This is a genomic window from Gemmata sp. SH-PL17 (genome assembly GCF_001610855.1).
Lineage (GTDB): Bacteria > Planctomycetota > Planctomycetia > Gemmatales > Gemmataceae > Gemmata > Gemmata massiliana.
The window spans coordinates 3,761,970-3,778,363 of the sequence record NZ_CP011271.1; the positions used below are offsets into that span (position 1 = coordinate 3,761,970).

Consider the following 16,394-nt stretch of genomic DNA (forward strand, 5'->3'; position numbering starts at 1 on the left):
ATCGATGACGGAAGCGGAATGGCTGACTGAAACGGATATAGCAACCCTCTTCGAGTCAGAGCATTTATGGAAGATGGGGCATGTAACCGAACGGAAATACCGACTGTTTGCGGTAGGTTGTTGCCGTCGCATTTGGAGGATGATGCCCGATGACGTTTCACGTCGGGCAATTAGAGTCGCTGCACAATAGCGGCTGATCGGTTCAAGTCGATGCGCTGCCCCGGGTGTTCGACCTCATGCGTACATGAGGTTGTGGAGTCCGGCGACGTTCTTGATGATGAGGGTGTGCCGGCGGCGCGGGTTCCGGTACCGCTCGGCCGCGATGCGCCACACCTTCATCTTCCCGATCCCGTGCTCGACCACGATCCGACGGCGCGACACGCGCCGGTTCCCGGCCTTCTGCCGGGCCGTCAGCGGACCCTTCGGCGGTCGCCGGCGCGGGGTACACAGCCCGGTTCCCAGGTACGCCGTGTCGCCCGTGCGCCGCACCCCGTCCGGGCACACCACGGCGGTCGCGTCGTACACCTTCTTGTCATGCGTCTTGCCCGGGAACGCCTTCGACACGGCGGCGATCCGCACCCGGCGCCGTTGGCCGCCCCGCCCGGAGCTCTTGCGCTTGCGCACGACCACCACTTGGTGCTTGAGCGTGTGCCGCTTGTTCTTCCCCGAGTCGAACCGCTTCTGCCGCCGAGTGGGCCGGGGAATGGCCCGCTCGGTGGCGTCGAAGAAAAGCTCGCGGATCTCGTCGGGCTCCCGTTCGATGCGGCGTTCCGGGATCCGGAAGATCCCGGCCAACAGCGGTTGGAGCGGGTTGATGTTGCGGCACACGGAACGGTCGTCGATGCCGAACAAGAACCCGAGGAAGGCGTGGGTGGTGTAGGTCCGGTAGTACATCAACGGCATCAGCAATCGGTCGCTCAACGGGCGCGCGAACTTGCGCCCCGCACCCGGCTTCCGCTGACGAGAGGGCCGCTTCTTCCGCTTGGCGTCGGCCTGCGGGTAACGCGGTTCGAGTTCGGCCAACAGTTGGTCGAACGCATCGGGGGTAATCCCGGTCAGTTGACGGAACGTGTCCGGCATTCGCCTCAACCGACTCGTGTGGCTCATACACCAAACCTACGCACCCGGCCACTATTGTGCAGCGACTCTAGTGACTTGGCAGAAAAATTCGCCGACGGGCTCATTGTCGAGAGAGATCTTGAGGCCGCTGCAAGTGAATTTGAATCCGGTGAAACCTCATCGCAAAACCTACCCGCTAATCAGCGTTGGAGCAGTGCTGCTGCCTTCGTATGTGTTTCTCAATATTCGTACCGATTGGCAGGTGAAGCTGCGTATCATTGTTCAACGGCTACGGGTGATTTGTCTGATCCCAACCGGCCGAGGTCAAACCCAGAGGAAGATCGTGCGCACTGCGATCTCATCCGAGATTTGTTTCACCCTTTTCGCCCTGTCTCCGTTGCCTCTACGTGGTTAACGTCCACAGTTCTCACGCTTGCCGAAGGCATCTACCAAGATCGCGCCTTCGATCGGATGCCGATTTTGGCGGACGCACTTCAGGATGCCGGGTGCGACAACGACGACATCCTCACTCATTGTCGCGGCCCAGGGCCGCACGTGCGCGGGTGTTGGGTCGTGGACCTGCTGACTGGTCGGAAATGAACGAGTTGCGCAATTCACCCCACGGCGGGGATTACGGGTACTTCGACTTCGGCTCTGGCGGTTCCTTCGGTTGGTTGAGGTTCGCTGGCGACGAGCGGTTCCAGTCGCGCGATCGCTTCGTTGAGCCGTTGCGTGGTATCGGGATCGGTTTCAGTCGCGGCGCGGTCACGGAGCGCTTTGAGCGTCGCGGGGGCGGCCGGGTGAATGGATTCGATCAGGTCGAAGGCCGCCTGACGGACACTGGAAGCCGGGGCTACGAGTGCTTCGGCCACGGCGGTGGCAGTGGTCGCGTCGGTCGGATCATCGGTGAACAGCCGGCGCGCGGCGATCAGCCGCAACCGCGGGTTGGGGTCGTCGAGGAGCGGGTGGAGCGCGTCGGCCGCAGCCTGGCCCGGAGCAGCTTGAAGTGCGAGGGCCGCGTTGAGTCGCAGACCGGCGTCGGGCGCGAGCGCGCACTCGGCGAGCAGCGGGACCGCTTCGACCGGCACCGGGTCCAGTCGACTGATCGCGTGCGCCGCGTTCGCTCGCACCTGGACCTCGGGATCGTGAAGCGCTTCGATCAGAACCGGAACGGCCTCTTCTGGAATCTCCGCCGCCTTTCGCCAGCCGGCTGAAGCCAGTTTGCGCACGCTCGGTTCGGCGTCGCGCAGCCCGGTCGTGAACGCGGTCGCGGCTTCGGGCGGTTGGGCTACCGCCAGCGCCCGCATTGCCTCTTCGCGCAGCCCGGCTTCGCCCGTTTGAGCGGCACGAAGGAGCGCCGGCCCTGCCGGAGTCGCGGCCGCACCGAACTGCCCCAGCGCGCGAGCGGCTTCGGCTCGAACCCAATCGCTGTCGTCGGCCGTAAGCCGGTGATCGAGCGCCTCGATAACGGCCGGGGTGCCCTGAACCAGACGCGGCAGCACGCGCACGACTCGCACTTTCACCTCGTCGTTCGCGTCGTCGAGAAGCGCGAGCAGATCGTTCTGAACCTCGTCGCTCGCTTGCCCCCAGGCGCCGAACGCATCGACCGCGGCCGCGCGGGTGTGCGGGTCGGGATCGGCGAGCGCAGTTCGCACCGTATTCGTGGTGATTGGTGTCGGTGTGCCGACTTCGCCCAGCGCGCGAACGGCCCGGGCGCGAACCCCACCGTCTTCGTCGGTGGCCGCTCGTTCGAGAGCGGAAACCGCGGGCCGCGCGACCACCCCCAGCTTGCCCAGTGCCTCGGCCGCGTTCGTGCGAACCTGGGCGTTCGGATGTTTGAGTGACCGTATAAGGGCCGGGATCGCTTCGTCGGCCGCTGCGCCCATCTCGCCAAGTGCTTCGGCCGCGAGCGCGCTCACCCAGTTGTCCGGATCGCGGAGCGCGTGTACTAACCGCGGGACCGCGACTTCGGCCGCCGCCTCGCCGATCTTCCCGAGTGCTTGCACGGCCTTCGCGCGCACGCGGTCGTTTTCGTCGGCCACCGCTTCGACCAACACCGGTGCAACTTCCGCGGCCGCGCCACCGATAGTTCCGAGGGCTTCGGCCGTTCGCGCACGTACCACATTATCGGTGCTGCTCAGCCCCTCCGTAAGCGTGTTCGTCGCGGCTTCACACAGTGTGCCGATCTTGCTCACGGCTTCAGCGGCCACTGTGCGAACCGCTTCGTCGCGATCTTGGAGCAGTGGAACGAGGTGCGAAACGGCATCGCAGGCTGCTGCACGCAGCGACCCGAGTGCGCGGGCAGCGGCGATGCGGATCGCGGGGCTGGGATCTTGGAGCAACCCTGTCAGCGCCGCAACCGAAGCGGAATCGCTTGCACCCAGCCGACCGAGCGCCTCCGTCGCGCGCTCGCGCACGGTTTCGTCGGCGTCTGCGAGGAGCCCCAAAAGGTCCGGCGTCACTTCTGTGGCATGGGCCGGCCCCAACTGTCCGAGCGACGCGGCCGCCGCTGCTCGGACCGAGGCCGCGGAATCCCGGACCGCGTCTCGGAGCGCGGGCACGACCAGTGCGACCGGATCACCGTGGGGCGGCGTGTTCCAGCGCCGGGTCGCGAGCACGCGCCATACGCGCCATTCCCCGCGGCGCCGGCGTGCGCGGGGCAGGGTGGGGGTCGTGGTGCTCACGATTTCGCCCAGCGCCTGTGCGAGACTCAATCGCACCAAGTCACTCGAATCCTGAGCGCGGGCGATCATTTGCGGCAGCCCCGCGCTTGCTCGCAACCGGCCGAGTGTAGAGATCGCGACCGCGCGGACGTGTTCGTTCGGGTCGTCGAGGTGCGCAACGAGGCTCGGCGCCGCGACCGGGCCGATGGTCGCGAGCACATGCGGGAGTTGGTCGCGCTGCTCGCGCGTCAGCGTGTCGGTGGCCCGGAGCGACAGCAGCAGCGGACCGAGCGCAACAGCCCCGTATTGCGGGAGCGCGGATCGGGCGCGCTCGTGGATCGGTTCGTGCGGGCTCCAGAAGTCGGACACCGTTTCGGTCAGCAGTCGGCCGTTCCGCACCGAGGCGAAAATCTGCTGGAGCAGAACGAGCGTGAAGAACGATTTGAACAGCGTCAGTAGCGTGCTGGCCGGGGCCGCGGCGGGCCGGGCGACTACGACTCGGGCGAGGTGGTGCGTGTCGGCCAGATTCAGCAAATCGACCACGCTCAGCAGGTGAACCAGTGCTGATGCGATGAAGTCCGAATAAATCGGCTCGGGCGCGGGCGAGCTGTACCACTTGGTTCCGAACATCTCGAACAGGCCGAAGTTCAGCAGCGCGAACCCGCCGATCATCCCGACGGCCGCGGACCCGAGGAGCGGCACTTCGACCTGGTGGCCGTAGCGCGCGAGTTCGGCCGCGAGTTTCTGCCCCTTGAGCGGGTTGTGAAGCGCCTTGTACCCGCGCGCCACTTCGTACCGTTCGACATCAATGAACATGTACGCGAGGCACGCCGCCAGCCCCATCGCTAGAGGCGCGAGGGCGCACACGATGGTCAGTCCCGGGAGCGCCTCTGCGACGAGCGCGCCGGCGGTGAGCAGCACGAGTTGCACGGCGAGGAACAGCGGCCACGAGGCCCACGAGAGGCACTGTTCCCACACCCGGAACCCGGTCCGCGTGCCCCCGCGGATCAGTGCCCCCACGAGCCACAGTAGCCAGTCAATTATGCCGACAAAGTACAGCGCGCCGGCCAGCAGACCGATCCCGATGAGGGTCAGGAACAGGAGCGTCGACGAGCGCACCTGATCGGGATCGACCAGCCAGTTCGATGCCGCGAAGGTGGCGGAGACGGGCGCCCAAGCGTCCATACGCGCTCTCGAAATAGAACCCAGCGCGCCGCACGAACGGGCGCTGTAACGGGACCGGGACTCATTGTGACGTATTGCGATCGGGCGCGTAAGTGGCGCCCGCGTTGGCGCGCGACGGGGAAGGGGAGCTATCGCTCGGTGAGTTCGCGTTCGGCCGCGAGCCAGAACGCGACACCATCCCCCGGCGGTGACCCGGCGGCTTCCCACTTGTGGTACGCGAGCTGCCGGATCTGGTCGGTATTCGGTGCCGGTTTTGGCGTTGATGCTCGGACCAGCGTGGGGAGCGTCGTGCCTTGAGGCGTCACGCGCCCGCCGACGAGTCGGAACGTGCGGGCCGCTTGAGTCGGCTGCGTTTGAGGGGTGTTGCTGAGGCGAGGCATTGCAAGTTTCCTGTGATCTCGGTCGGATGACCGATGCACACAGCAATTGCCGTACCGCACATTACAGGCTGAGACGTGGTTGCATTGGCATGGGTGAGTTTGTTGCGGTTTGTGCCCCCAGGGGCGAACGGGGACTGAAAGTGTCAATCGCGACTCAGGAGGCAAGCCGACCGCGGAACCGTCGCAGAATTAGCACCCCAGGTAGGGCAGAAAGGCACAGCACTACGCCGGGCGGTGCCGGTGCCTCGAGAACCTCGTACACGTAGGTGACCTTGACTTGACCACGCGCGGCGAAATCGGGGGAGAATCCGATGGAGACATCCGAACCGGGGGACACCGCGTTGATCTGGAAGTCGTGCAGGCTCAGAAACTCGAGTTCACCTGATCCGGTGTAAGTGGCTTTTTCGACCGCGTCTTTGGTTTGGTACGCCCCTTTGAAGTGCGAGTCGGTCCCAATAACAGAGAAGAAGCCATCGAACGGATCGAGATCGCTGTCAAAAGGGTTGGCCGAGACGGATCCCGCGAAGATGTTGGTGGGGCTGGTGAAGTTCACGGACACTCCGAGCGTGGCGAAGTCCGTGAAGTCGATGTGTAAATGGACTTGGTGGTCGGTTTTATTGACCGCGTCCAGGAAGCCACCCACGGTGGATACCTCGAACTCGAACGTGACCGAGTACAAGTTGCCACCGAGCGCGACCGGATCGAATTGCGGTACGGAGCCGTCCGGTGTTGGGAATCCCGCGTTGCTGGTCCCGAAATTTGTTGTGTACGAGACGCTCTTGAATCCGGCCTGAGCGGTAGAACCCGCAAACAGGACCAGAATCGCAGCAAGAAATGACAATCGCATATCTTTCCCTATGAGAGGTTGTGGCGGCGTCGGGAGTTTATCAGGATCACCCCGGTCCGCCAGTCTAGATTCACTCTCACTTCACGGGAATGGACGAGAACATCGCGGCTGCCCCGGTTTCGGTGCCCGTCAGCGCGGCCAGTGCCGAGCACGCCCCGCACATGCACTTGTGCGTGACCGGCGGGACCGTGACCGTGTGGGATTCGGTGTCGGTCGTATCGGTGGTCGTCGCGTCGGACGTGGTCGCCGGGGCTATGTGCAGCCCGACGTACACGCCGTCGTAGGTGACCGTGGTGTTGAACGGCTGCACTTCCGACGCCCCGGCTCCGCCCGCAACGGCCTGGGCATAAGTGAACACGCGGGCCGCCGAAGTGAGCCGGTTCCCGCTCGCGGCGAACAGTTCGTCGCGACCGTCGCCGTCTGTATCACTCATCGCGAGACGCGCGCCGTTCCAGTCCGTCGGTGGGAATGCGTAGAAGCTCGCCGTGAGTGGCAATCCGCTCGCTTGCACCGCGGAATTCGCCGTCAGGGTCGCGCCAGACCAGATCTTCACGTGCGCCGGGCCGCCGCGATCGGGCGTGATGGCCAGTTCCGCGTGGCCGTCGCCGTCCATGTCGCCCACGGCCACGTTCAAGCCGGTCCACAGACCCGCGAACGGGTTAAAGTCCGGGACCAGCCGCGTCGCGGTCCCGTTTCGTAACCCGGCCCCGCTGTACACGGCCACGCGGCCGATCGCTTGGCCCCCGGTAGTCACCACCACGTCATCGTAGCCGTCGCGGTTGATGTCCCCGACCGCGACTCGCGCCCCGCCGCGGAACGCCGGGTTATCGAACGCGAAGAAACTCGATTGAAGTTGGAGCGCGCCGCCCACGATGCGGAACGTCTGAATGTGTGGGCCGGCCCCCGCGTCGGCAGAGATCACGAGGTCATCGATCCCGTCGCGGTCGATGTCGCCGGCCGCGAGGAACAGCCCGCCCGTGAACCCGCGAAAGACGATCGTCTGGTCCATCAACAGGGTGCCGTCCGCACCGTTGATGATTTCGACCACTGTTTGAGGGCCAGCGCCCGTGGTGAAGGCGTAATCGGTGACGCCGTCCCCGTTGAAGTCGCCGCTCGCCACACGGATCGCGCCGCGGTAGCCCACGAACGGCGTGAACCGCGTGCCGGTGTCGGTCAGCGTGCCGTTGGACACGGTGAACAGCGACACCGTGCCGTCCAGGTTCCCCGTGAACGCGATCGGCTGTGTCCCCGCGACCGGTACCTTCACGGTAGGCGGGGGCGTCGGCTCGCTGACCGTGTTCCAGCCCAGGTCGCGCAGCGCGGCCGCGTCGAGGGCGGACCACGCGACGCGCACGCCTTGCGAGAGAATCGGGTCCATCACGGTCGCTTTCCCGCCGACCGTGATGCCGTCCGCCCAGTGTGCGCCGTCGGTGTAGAGCGGGACCGCTCCGCCATACGCGGCCATCGACTGCGCGCCCCGGAACGTCGACCCGCTCACCAGGGTCGTCCACTGCGACGCGGTGCCGATCCCGAGCAGGTGCCCGAGTTCGTGAACGGCGACGGTGTAGAAATCGGCCTTGTTCGAGGTCAGCCCGGACGCGGACTGGCCGAAGTACCAGCTCATCGACGCATCGAACGAGAGGCTCCCGCCCCACGGCGCGTACCCGGTGTGGCCGCGCGAGAGGATCGAGCTCGACCACGCCGTCGATCCGGAGATCCGGTACCCGCCCGGCCCCCCGACCCCGGCCTCGGACCCCGCGGTCGTGCGCGTGCCGACGTACACTTTCAGCGTGTTCGCCGCCACGTTCAGGTTCGCGACCGAGATCTCGCCGGAGCCGGACGGGTTGAAGAACGTCGCGGTCCAGGTGTTCGAGCCGGACGGGGTGATCGCGGCCAGGTTCGCGGTCAGGGTGTTGCCCAGGTCGGCGGCGGCGCGCTCCAGGGTCGCGCGGGCGTCCGCGTGGCTCGCGAAGAACCCGCTGGTGTCGTAGGTGTAGTCGAACTGAATGGTGATCGCGGGGACGTCGCGCGATTCCAGCGTTTCGAGGTGCAGAGCGGGGGCCGCGAGTGCCGTGCCGGTGCGGGGACGGTGCGCGCGAAGGCGGGGTTCATTCCGCATGGATAATCCCGGATAATCAAGGTGCGCGGCTCAGTGGGTTTACCGGTTCTCAAGCTTATGTAATTTGTTCCGGCCGTGTCGATACGGGTCTATGAAATGATTGTGCCGACGGAACACGTGGATTCGGTTGTATCGATTGAAGCGACTTGGGGGAATTGGTGGTACGGGGAAGGAGCGGGATGTATACCACCCGCATGAGCGATTCACAGAACGTGTTTGAACTGACCCGCGCGACCGTGGTCCGCGGGGGCGCGAAGGTCTTCTGCGAGTTCGACTGGACCGTGCGCGAGGGCGAAGCGTGGGCCGTGACCGGCCCGACGGGGAGCGGGAAAACGACGCTCGCTGAAGCGCTCCTCGGGCGCCACCCGCTCAACGGCGGCGATTTGCACTGGCCACTGTTTGAACGACTCCGCGCGGGCGGGCGGAAGATCGATTACCCCTCGCAAGTCGTGGCCCACGTTACGTTTCGGGAGGACTCGCGGTTGTTCTCCTACGCGGGTCGGTATTACCAACAGCGGTTTGAATTTTCCGACAGCGAGACGCCGCTATCGCTGGAACAGTTCTTGCGCACGGGGACCAGCGCGAGCGGGACCGAACTCGCGGCCGTTTGTGCGCGGTTCGGGATCGCGGACCTGCTCCCGCAGCCGTTCATGACGCTCTCGAACGGCCAGACGCGCCGGTCCCGGCTCGCCCGCGCGATGCTCTCAAAGCCCGAAGTGCTGGTGCTCGACGACCCGTTTATCGGACTCGATGCCGCCGCGCGCTCCGACCTTGCCGCGCTGCTGCACGAGTTGGTCAACGACGGGAAGCGCCTGGTGCTGATTTGCCGCGAGGACATGGTGCCGGGCTGGATCACGAACGTATTGCGGTTGAGGGGGGAACCTAACCCCCTGACCCCCTTCCCTAGGAAGGAAGGGGGAACAGATCCAAATGCGGCAGACACAAAGCAATCTTCGACTGTTTTAAGCCCCTCTCCGCTTAGGGGAGGGGTTGGGGAGGGGTTACAGACGGCCACCCCCGTCATCGAACTCCGCAACGTGACCGTCGCGCACGCGGGGCACACGATCCTGGACCGCGTGTCGTGGACCGTGCGCGCGGGAGAGCGGTGGGCCTTGCTGGGGCCGAACGGGAGCGGGAAGACGACGCTGCTCAGCCTGCTGTGCGGCGACCACCCGCAGGCGTACTCGAACGACATTCAGTTGTTCGGGCGGCGCCGCGGGACCGGCGAAACCATCTGGGACGTGAAGCGGAACGTCGGGCTGCTGTCGCCGGAGTTCCACCTGTACTTCACCGAACCGCTCACCGCGGACCGGGCGGCGGCGACAGGTTTCTTCGACGCTGTCGCCGACCACGACACCACGCCCGAACAAAACGCCCGCGTGGGGGAGCTGTTCGCGGCATTCGGGATCACGCACCTTGCGGGGCGCGCGTTCAAGGCGCTCTCGACCGGCGAACAGCGGCTCGTGCTTCTCGCACGCGCACTGGTGAAGCGCCCGCCGCTCGTGATCCTGGACGAACCGTTCCAGGGGTTGGACGCGGACGCGACCGTGCGCTGCCGCGCGTGGCTCGAAACCGAAATCGGCCCCGACCAAACGCTCCTGTTCGTCACCCACGAACTGAGCGAGTTGCCGCGCACGGTTAATCAGACGCTGCGCTTAGAGAAGGGGCGCGTGGTGTAGCGCCTCACGCGACTCCCAGCGCCAGGTCCACGACCCAGCACCCGCGCGCGTGACCGCCCGGGCGCCGGCAGTGCCACAACACGTTTTCATCGTCGCACCCCGCGTCCTGGAGCGCGTCGGCGAGGATCGGCAAACGGTCGAACGCGCGATCTTCGTATATTCCGCGTGCCAGCGCCAGTACGTCGGACGTGCGCCAACAAGACCAGTTGGGGTCCGGTTCGTTCTCGCCGAGTACCTCGCGGACGGTCGCGAACAAGCTCTGCCAGTTCCACTGCCGGACCACGACGTCGGTCCATGCGGTGTCCGGGTTCTCCATGCGGACGGTATCGAATGCCGCGCTCGCCGCGACCAGAGCGGGGTCATTGGTTCCGCGCCGCACGCCGTCGAGAACGCCGCCCTGTTTCGCGACGCGGCACTCATAACGGAACGCTTGCGCGTCACACGGTGAGCAACACGGGCACGGGTTAATCAACTCGTAGTCGTTGAACGGTTCCTCGCCGAACCAAACGGTTTCGCCGGACTCGCGGGCGGCTTGCGATCGTACCCACGCGAGCGCGTCGACGGATATTGCTCCGTCCGCGAACTGCTCGGTGGCTTCGACCGCGAGTTGCGAATGGCGCGAGGGTAACCGGTCCCACACGCGGCGCAAAAGGGCCGCGGTGAGCAGGTGCAGTTTGCGGTCCGGGAAGATGCCGAGTTCGAGTGAAAGGGTGTCGGTGTCGCCTAAGCAAGCCAGCCAGTCTTCGAGCGTCATTGCGAGCCGCTTCAACGGAAGCAGCGGGGGTTGGGATAGCGTGCTCCCTCAGATTACCGCACGGGCGCGCTGAGTCAACGAATCATTTTTGGGGTGTCAGGCCCCAATAGAAATGTCCGCAATTTGCCCCCGATAGAAATGTCCTTCTCTCGGGGGTGTCTTTGATCACTTTACCACACGCTTGCGCCACGGGTGCTCGGCCGGTGGTTTCCGCACCTTCGAGGGCTTCTTCTTCGACTCCACCAACGGCTTGGCGGCTTCCTGCCGGCCACGGGTGGCTTGGATCTCCCGATACTCCAGGAATCGGGTCCCGAACCGGATCGCCATCGATCCATCCAAGCGGTGCTCGAGAACCACACGACCGCCACGCTCGCCCGGATACACCGGCGGTAGCAACTGGTAGAACCGATTCTCGAACCGCACTACGTAGTCGTTGCTCACCACGCGCTCCGACTGGATCGACAGGATCGACTCCAACCGATGACTCGTACCCAACCGCCGGTGCGCATCGGTCGCCTTCGGGGCGGCCTTCGCGAACCGACGGTTGTGATCCGGCACCAACCGCTCCAGCACGCGGTTGGCTTGCGCGCACGTCTTCGCCTGCGCCAGTCGCAGTTCCTTCACCCACCGATCCTGAGCCGTCCCGAACGAGCGCTCCACCCGCCCCTTGGCCTGCGGCGAGTGCGCCCGGATCAGCTCGATGTCCAACTCCCCCAGGGCGCGCCCGAACTGCGTCCGGGCCTCGGGGTCGGCGAGTGGTTGGCCCTTCTCGTGTGGCTCGAAGATGCTGTGCCGATCCGTGTACAGGGCCAGCGGGCGCCCGTACTTCCGCAGCCACCGCCCCAGAAGGTCCATGTGGGCCGGGACCGTCCCGGCGGGGTAGAACTGGGCCATCACCCGGCTCGTGGCATCGTCGATCATCGTGATCAGCACCACCTCCTCGCCACGACCTTCGAGCCAATCGTGGATCGAGGCGTCCATCTGCACCAACTCGCCGAAGCAACTGCGCCGGGGGCGCCGGCTGCGGTGCGGGTCGCGGTGCCGCCGTTGCTCCCACAGCCCCTCGGCCAGTAGCCAGCGGCGGAGGGTTTCAACACCGACGCGGAGACCTTCGGCCGCCAGTTTCTCGCAGGCGAATGTGGGACCGAAGTCGGGGTAGCGTGCCCGGTAGACCTTGAGCACCTTCCGGCGCAGGTCGGGCTTGTGGCGGCGGTTGGAGGGCTTGCCCCGCAGCCCGTGGACCAGAGCGGCATCGCCGCCGGCCTTGAGCTTGAGTTGGACTCGTCGCACCTGGCGGGCGCTCAACTTGAGCAGCCGAGCGGCTTCGGACTGCGTTCGTTTCCCGTCGAGGACGGGTTGCATCACCTTGAGGACATCTCGCTCCCGCTGACTCATCGCAACACGATTCCGGTCTTGTACCCCGATCATCGAGCGCCCCCTCCGGCCTGAGCGAAGGAGACACTTCTATCGAGTTAACACCGGACATTTCTAATAGGGTTCAACACGAATCATTTTTGGGGTGGTTCGCCTGGGGCGGCGGGCACCTTGCTCACTCTTCAGACGTCGTGAGGCTCGTTCCGCTTTACCCGCACTCCGGCGTTCGTAACCGAGAGCGGGCGAGTTCAAAGTGAGAGCATCAAAAACGCGCGGCGGGAGGGGTTGTGAGTGTGGCACGCGGGTCGTGAATAGAGTATACCGCAAGGCCCCCTAAAGGTGAGGCGGAAGCTCCCGATGCGCGTGTTCGTTTACGAGTACATGACCGCGACCGGTGTCGGGTGCGCCCCCGGTTCGCCCGACCACGGAATGTACCGTGAGGGCCGCGCGATGCGGGACGCGGTCGCCGAGGACTTCGCGCGCGTGCCGGGGGTGACGGTCGAAACGCTCGACCGGTTCGAGGGCGCCGATCACGGGTACGAGGTCCGGCGCGTCGCGGAGCGGTGCGAGTGGTCGCTCGTGATCGCCCCCGAAACGGCCGGACAACTCGACCGCGATTGCGGAGCGGTCCGGCAATCGGCGAGCGCCTTGTTGGGGCCTTCGGGCGCGGCCCTCGCACTCACAACCGATAAACTCGCGCTCGCGGGGCACTGGCGCACGCACGGCGTGCGCACGCCGGCAACAACGGCCCGCGCCCCGACCCCGTGTGAAGCGTTCCCAGTGGTCTGGAAACCGCGGGACGGGGCCGGTTCAACCGACACGTTTTTGATCCGCGACCGGTTCGAGTTAGCAGCCGCACTTGCGGCGGCCCCTGCGGAGCACGCGATGATCCTTCAAGAGTTCGTGCCGGGCCGCGCGGCGAGTGTCGCGTTTCTGTGCGGCCCGGGCGGGTACGTGCCCCTCACCCCCGCGTTCCAGACGTTGAGCGCCGACGGGCGGTTCAAATACGAGGGCGGGGAGCTGCCGGTCCCCGGTGCCCTCGCGGGGCGCGCGGTGACGCTCGGGCGCGCGGCCGTGGAGTGCGTGCCCGGATTGCTGGGGTACGTGGGCGCCGACCTGGTACTGGGGGACGCGCCCGACGGCTCGCGCGATTACGCGATCGAGATCAACCCGCGGCTCACGACTTCTTACATCGGGCTACGAGAACTAGCGGACTTCAACATTGCCGAAATGGTGCTCCGCGTAGCGCGGGGCGAAGCGGTCCGCGCGCCCCGGTGGAAGCCGGGGCGCGTGCGGTTCGGTCCGGACGGGTCCGTTCCCTCTCTCTAACCGCACAACGGGCGGGCACCCTACTTCTTGGGCGGCGCCGGGTTCGCGAGCAGGGCGGCACGGGCCGCGAGCACCCGCGCGTGCTCCGAGCGCCCGGGGAAGCCGGCGTGCGCGACCGCGTTCTGCTCGTAGGTGCGCCACGCAGAAAGGGCCGTTTTCCACGCATCAATGGCGTCGGGGCGCAGGCGATCGGCCTCGGCCCCCGTCGCGGCTTCCAGGCGCGCCTGGCTCCGCTCCGCGAGTTCGTGCTTGCACAGCGCGAGGAGCAGCGTCGATTCCGCCAGCCCGACCTCAGACGAAGCCTGGTCCACGATGAGTTGGACACCGGGCTGTTTCCATGCGCTGTCGATTTGTCCGAGCACCGCCGCTTCCACAGACTTGTCTCTGTTCGCGTCTAACTGCACGCGCCCGAGTTCCTGGTACAGCCCGGTGACGAGTTCGACCCATTCCTTGATCTGGAACCCCGCGTCCTTGTTCAGTCGGAGGCGCTCCCGGCCGTTGGCGAACGTTTCCTGCTTCGTCACGAGGTCTTTCGCGGCGTCCTGGAACTGGCCGCGCTGGATGCGCTCGCGCGGGTTCGGCGGTTCGATGAACGACAGCCCGAGTGCCCCGGCCGCGCCCGCCCGCAACCGCTGCGCGATCTGACCGTCCGGTTGAATCCCGGCCGGTATCCGGAATACGCTGTTCGGGAGCTGCTCGCGCCGGTAGACGTCGAACAACCGGACCCCGGGCGGGTTGCGGTCGGTGCCGCCCATGTCGAGCGGCAGCAGGGCGCGGCTCGCGTGCCCGTAGGCGAACGCGGCCCGTTGGTTCGGTTGGTTCGGTTCGTTCGACGGGTTCCAGAACGCGGGCTTCGGATCGCGGAACGCGCTCTGGAGCGCTTTCGCGTCGTAAGCCAGTTTTACGCCCAGGTCGCTTTTGAGCTTGGTTTCGACCAGACCCATCCGCGGGGCGAGGGCGTTGACCGGGACGGCAAGGAACGCGGTCGCCTTCTTCGCGTCGTCGAGCGTCGCGCCGCTGACATTGGCCTGGTCCGCGAACCACTCTTTCGCGGCGTCCGGGTTCGCTTTGAGTTGCGCGAGCGTAACCGGGAACGCCTGTCCGCGCCACGGGTCGAAGAGTTTCACGTCGGCTCCGATGCGCACGCCGACCGCCCAGAACGGTCCCCGCGGGGCGCCGGTCACGAACGCCTTATTATCGGGTGTCACGAGCGGCAGCCCGGCCGGTTGTTTGCCCGCGTCCGGCCCCCCAATCAGGCACCCGTCGAGTTCGAGTTGCTGGAGGAGGGCGAGGAAGACGTACATCCGTTCGAGTCCGGAGCCGAACCCGCGGCGCAACACCGCGGTTGGCGGGAGCGCGCTGGCACCGTCCGCCCGACCCGCGATCAGCATCCACGGGCGCAGGTATACCTGGCGGCACACCCAGGCGAACGCGCGCTCCGCGCGCTGGTCGGGCGGGAACCGGCCCAGCGCGAGCGAATCGGCCGCGTCGCGCAGGTACAGGCAGTCCGCGAGGTACGCGCTGTCGTGAGCGGTGAAGGTGGTCGCTCGCACTTCCTCGCGATCATCCGCCGAGAGCGGAACGAGTTGCGAAAGGCTCGCGAATTCCGGGTCCGAAAGAACCGGGAGCGTTTCTTTGGTCTGAGTGTTCAGATCGGTCGCGAGCCCGCCGAGGGCGGTTCGGCACGCGGCCCAGTCGGTTTCCTTCCGCAACCGCTGCCCGGCAACCTTCCAGGGATCGCCCTTGGTGGTAGGCTGTTCCTCGGTGTTTTTTACACCGGTTGGCGGTTTGGTACACCCGCTCGCCCCCACGAGCACGGCAGCGCCGATCGCGAACAGTCCGGCGGTGAGAGCGAATGTGGTAAGTGGGCGCCGGGAGCGGGAATCGGGCCGGTGGTCGGTGGTCATGCGGGTTGGCTCGTGTGGCAGTGGCTTGGCAGACGTTCAAAGTTGCAAGTTCGAGTTCGATACCCACGACGGGCCGGTGCGTTCCGCGTCCTACCGAAGCTCACCGTCACGACGCCTTCTTGTCTTCAGCCTGGAACTTGGAACCCGATCCCTGGGAAACGGCGTTACTCAGAGCGCCTCGGATTCGCAGGCACCGGGTGAACAACTCGGGCAGTGCGTCGAGCGGGAGCATGTTCGGCCCGTCGCTCTTCGCCTCGTCGGGGTTCGGGTGCGTTTCGAGGAACACCCCGTCGCACCCCGCGGCGACCGCGGCGCGGGTCAGGACCGGCACCATGTCGCGGTCGCCCCCCGTGCGGTCCCCGAGCGCCCCTGGTCTCTGTACGCTGTGGGTGGCATCAAAGATCACCGGTGCGCCGGTTTCCTGCATCCAGGGCACGGACCGCATGTCGTTGACCAGCAGCCCGTACCCGAAGGTCGTGCCGCGCTCGGTCAGGAGCACGTTGCGGCTCCCGAACTCGGAGAGCTTCGCGACCACGTTTTTCATATCCCACGGGGACATAAATTGCCCCTTTTTCACGTTCACCACGCGCCCGGTTCGGCCGCACGCTTCGAGCAGGTCGGTCTGGCGCGCCAAGAACGCCGGCACCTGCAAGATGTCGCACACTTCGGCGGCCGGGGCCGCTTGCGCGCACTCGTGGATGTCGGTGGTCACCGGAAACCCGGTCGCCTTTTTAACGGCTTCCAGTGTTTTTAGGCCCTCGTAAAGCCCCGGCCCGCGGAACGACTTCCCGGAGCTCCGGTTCGCTTTGTCGAAGGACGCCTTGAACACGAGCGGCAGTGCGAACCGGTCCGCGAACCCGCGGAGCGTTTCCGCGATGCGCAGGGTGAGCGTGTGCGATTCGATCACGCACGGCCCGCAGATCCACAGTAACGGGTGCCCGGCACCGATCTGGTACGACCCCACAGTCACGACGCTCATTGGGGGTTGCGGCTCCATCGCTTCTCCTTAGACATATGGCCGCACGGGGCGGAAATTGAGGTGTAGCGGGTCCGCTTGGAGCGGGGCAACCCCAACTAGTTAAATCGGGTGAGCTAAGG

General features: G+C 66.1%; 11 protein-coding genes. 2 read left to right on the plus strand and 9 right to left on the minus strand.

Annotated features, from left to right (window positions below):
- Window positions 1–234: 234 nt before the first annotated feature.
- From VT84_RS15695 to VT84_RS15720, 5 genes are all read right to left on the minus strand, one after another.
- Window positions 235–1,080, minus strand: coding sequence for a transposase family protein (locus VT84_RS15695; protein WP_239465854.1), 846 nt, complete (start codon window positions 1,078–1,080; stop codon window positions 235–237).
- Between the two features lie 593 nt (window positions 1,081–1,673).
- Window positions 1,674–4,907 carry a HEAT repeat domain-containing protein gene (locus VT84_RS15705; protein ID WP_082840201.1) on the minus strand — a complete coding sequence of 1,078 codons (3,234 nt, stop codon included), beginning with the start codon at window positions 4,905–4,907 and terminating at the stop codon, window positions 1,674–1,676.
- 128 nt (window positions 4,908–5,035) lie between these two features.
- Window positions 5,036–5,287, minus strand: a complete 252-nt coding sequence (locus tag VT84_RS15710) for a DUF2934 domain-containing protein (protein WP_082840202.1) — start codon at window positions 5,285–5,287, stop codon at window positions 5,036–5,038.
- A gap of 154 nt (window positions 5,288–5,441) precedes the next feature.
- Window positions 5,442–6,134, minus strand: a complete 693-nt coding sequence (locus VT84_RS15715) for a choice-of-anchor E domain-containing protein (protein ID WP_052562056.1) — start codon at window positions 6,132–6,134, stop codon at window positions 5,442–5,444.
- 76 nt (window positions 6,135–6,210) lie between these two features.
- Complete coding sequence (locus VT84_RS15720) at window positions 6,211–8,253, minus strand: FG-GAP-like repeat-containing protein (protein ID WP_082840203.1); 2,043 nt, start codon at window positions 8,251–8,253, stop codon at window positions 6,211–6,213.
- A 179-nt stretch (window positions 8,254–8,432) separates the two neighbouring features.
- Here VT84_RS15720 and VT84_RS15725 point away from each other — a divergent pair, with 179 nt between their 5' ends.
- Window positions 8,433–9,932, plus strand: a complete 1,500-nt coding sequence (locus VT84_RS15725) for an ATP-binding cassette domain-containing protein (RefSeq protein ID WP_239465855.1) — start codon at window positions 8,433–8,435, stop codon at window positions 9,930–9,932.
- 4 nt (window positions 9,933–9,936) lie between these two features.
- On the opposite strand, the gene VT84_RS40850 is transcribed toward VT84_RS15725, so the two are convergent.
- Both VT84_RS40850 and VT84_RS15735 read right to left on the minus strand, forming a co-directional pair.
- Window positions 9,937–10,686, minus strand: coding sequence for a hypothetical protein (locus VT84_RS40850; protein WP_239465856.1), 750 nt, complete (start codon window positions 10,684–10,686; stop codon window positions 9,937–9,939).
- Between the two features lie 165 nt (window positions 10,687–10,851).
- On the minus strand, window positions 10,852–12,114 hold the full coding sequence (locus VT84_RS15735; RefSeq protein WP_082840204.1) for an ISNCY family transposase: 1,263 nt from the start codon (window positions 12,112–12,114) through the stop codon (window positions 10,852–10,854).
- 303 nt (window positions 12,115–12,417) lie between these two features.
- Between VT84_RS15735 and VT84_RS15740 the strand changes: the two genes are divergently transcribed.
- A complete protein-coding gene (locus VT84_RS15740; protein ID WP_052562064.1) occupies window positions 12,418–13,389 on the plus strand; it encodes an ATP-grasp domain-containing protein in 972 nt (323 codons plus the stop codon).
- 20 nt (window positions 13,390–13,409) lie between these two features.
- Here VT84_RS15740 and VT84_RS15745 read toward each other — a convergent pair whose 3' ends face one another.
- Together VT84_RS15745 and kdsA are read right to left on the minus strand one after the other, a co-directional pair.
- Window positions 13,410–15,296, minus strand: a complete 1,887-nt coding sequence (locus VT84_RS15745) for a hypothetical protein (RefSeq protein WP_082840205.1) — start codon at window positions 15,294–15,296, stop codon at window positions 13,410–13,412.
- A gap of 106 nt (window positions 15,297–15,402) precedes the next feature.
- Window positions 15,403–16,275 carry a 3-deoxy-8-phosphooctulonate synthase gene (kdsA, locus tag VT84_RS15750; RefSeq protein WP_052562068.1) on the minus strand — a complete coding sequence of 291 codons (873 nt, stop codon included), beginning with the start codon at window positions 16,273–16,275 and terminating at the stop codon, window positions 15,403–15,405.
- Window positions 16,276–16,394 lie beyond the last annotated feature (119 nt).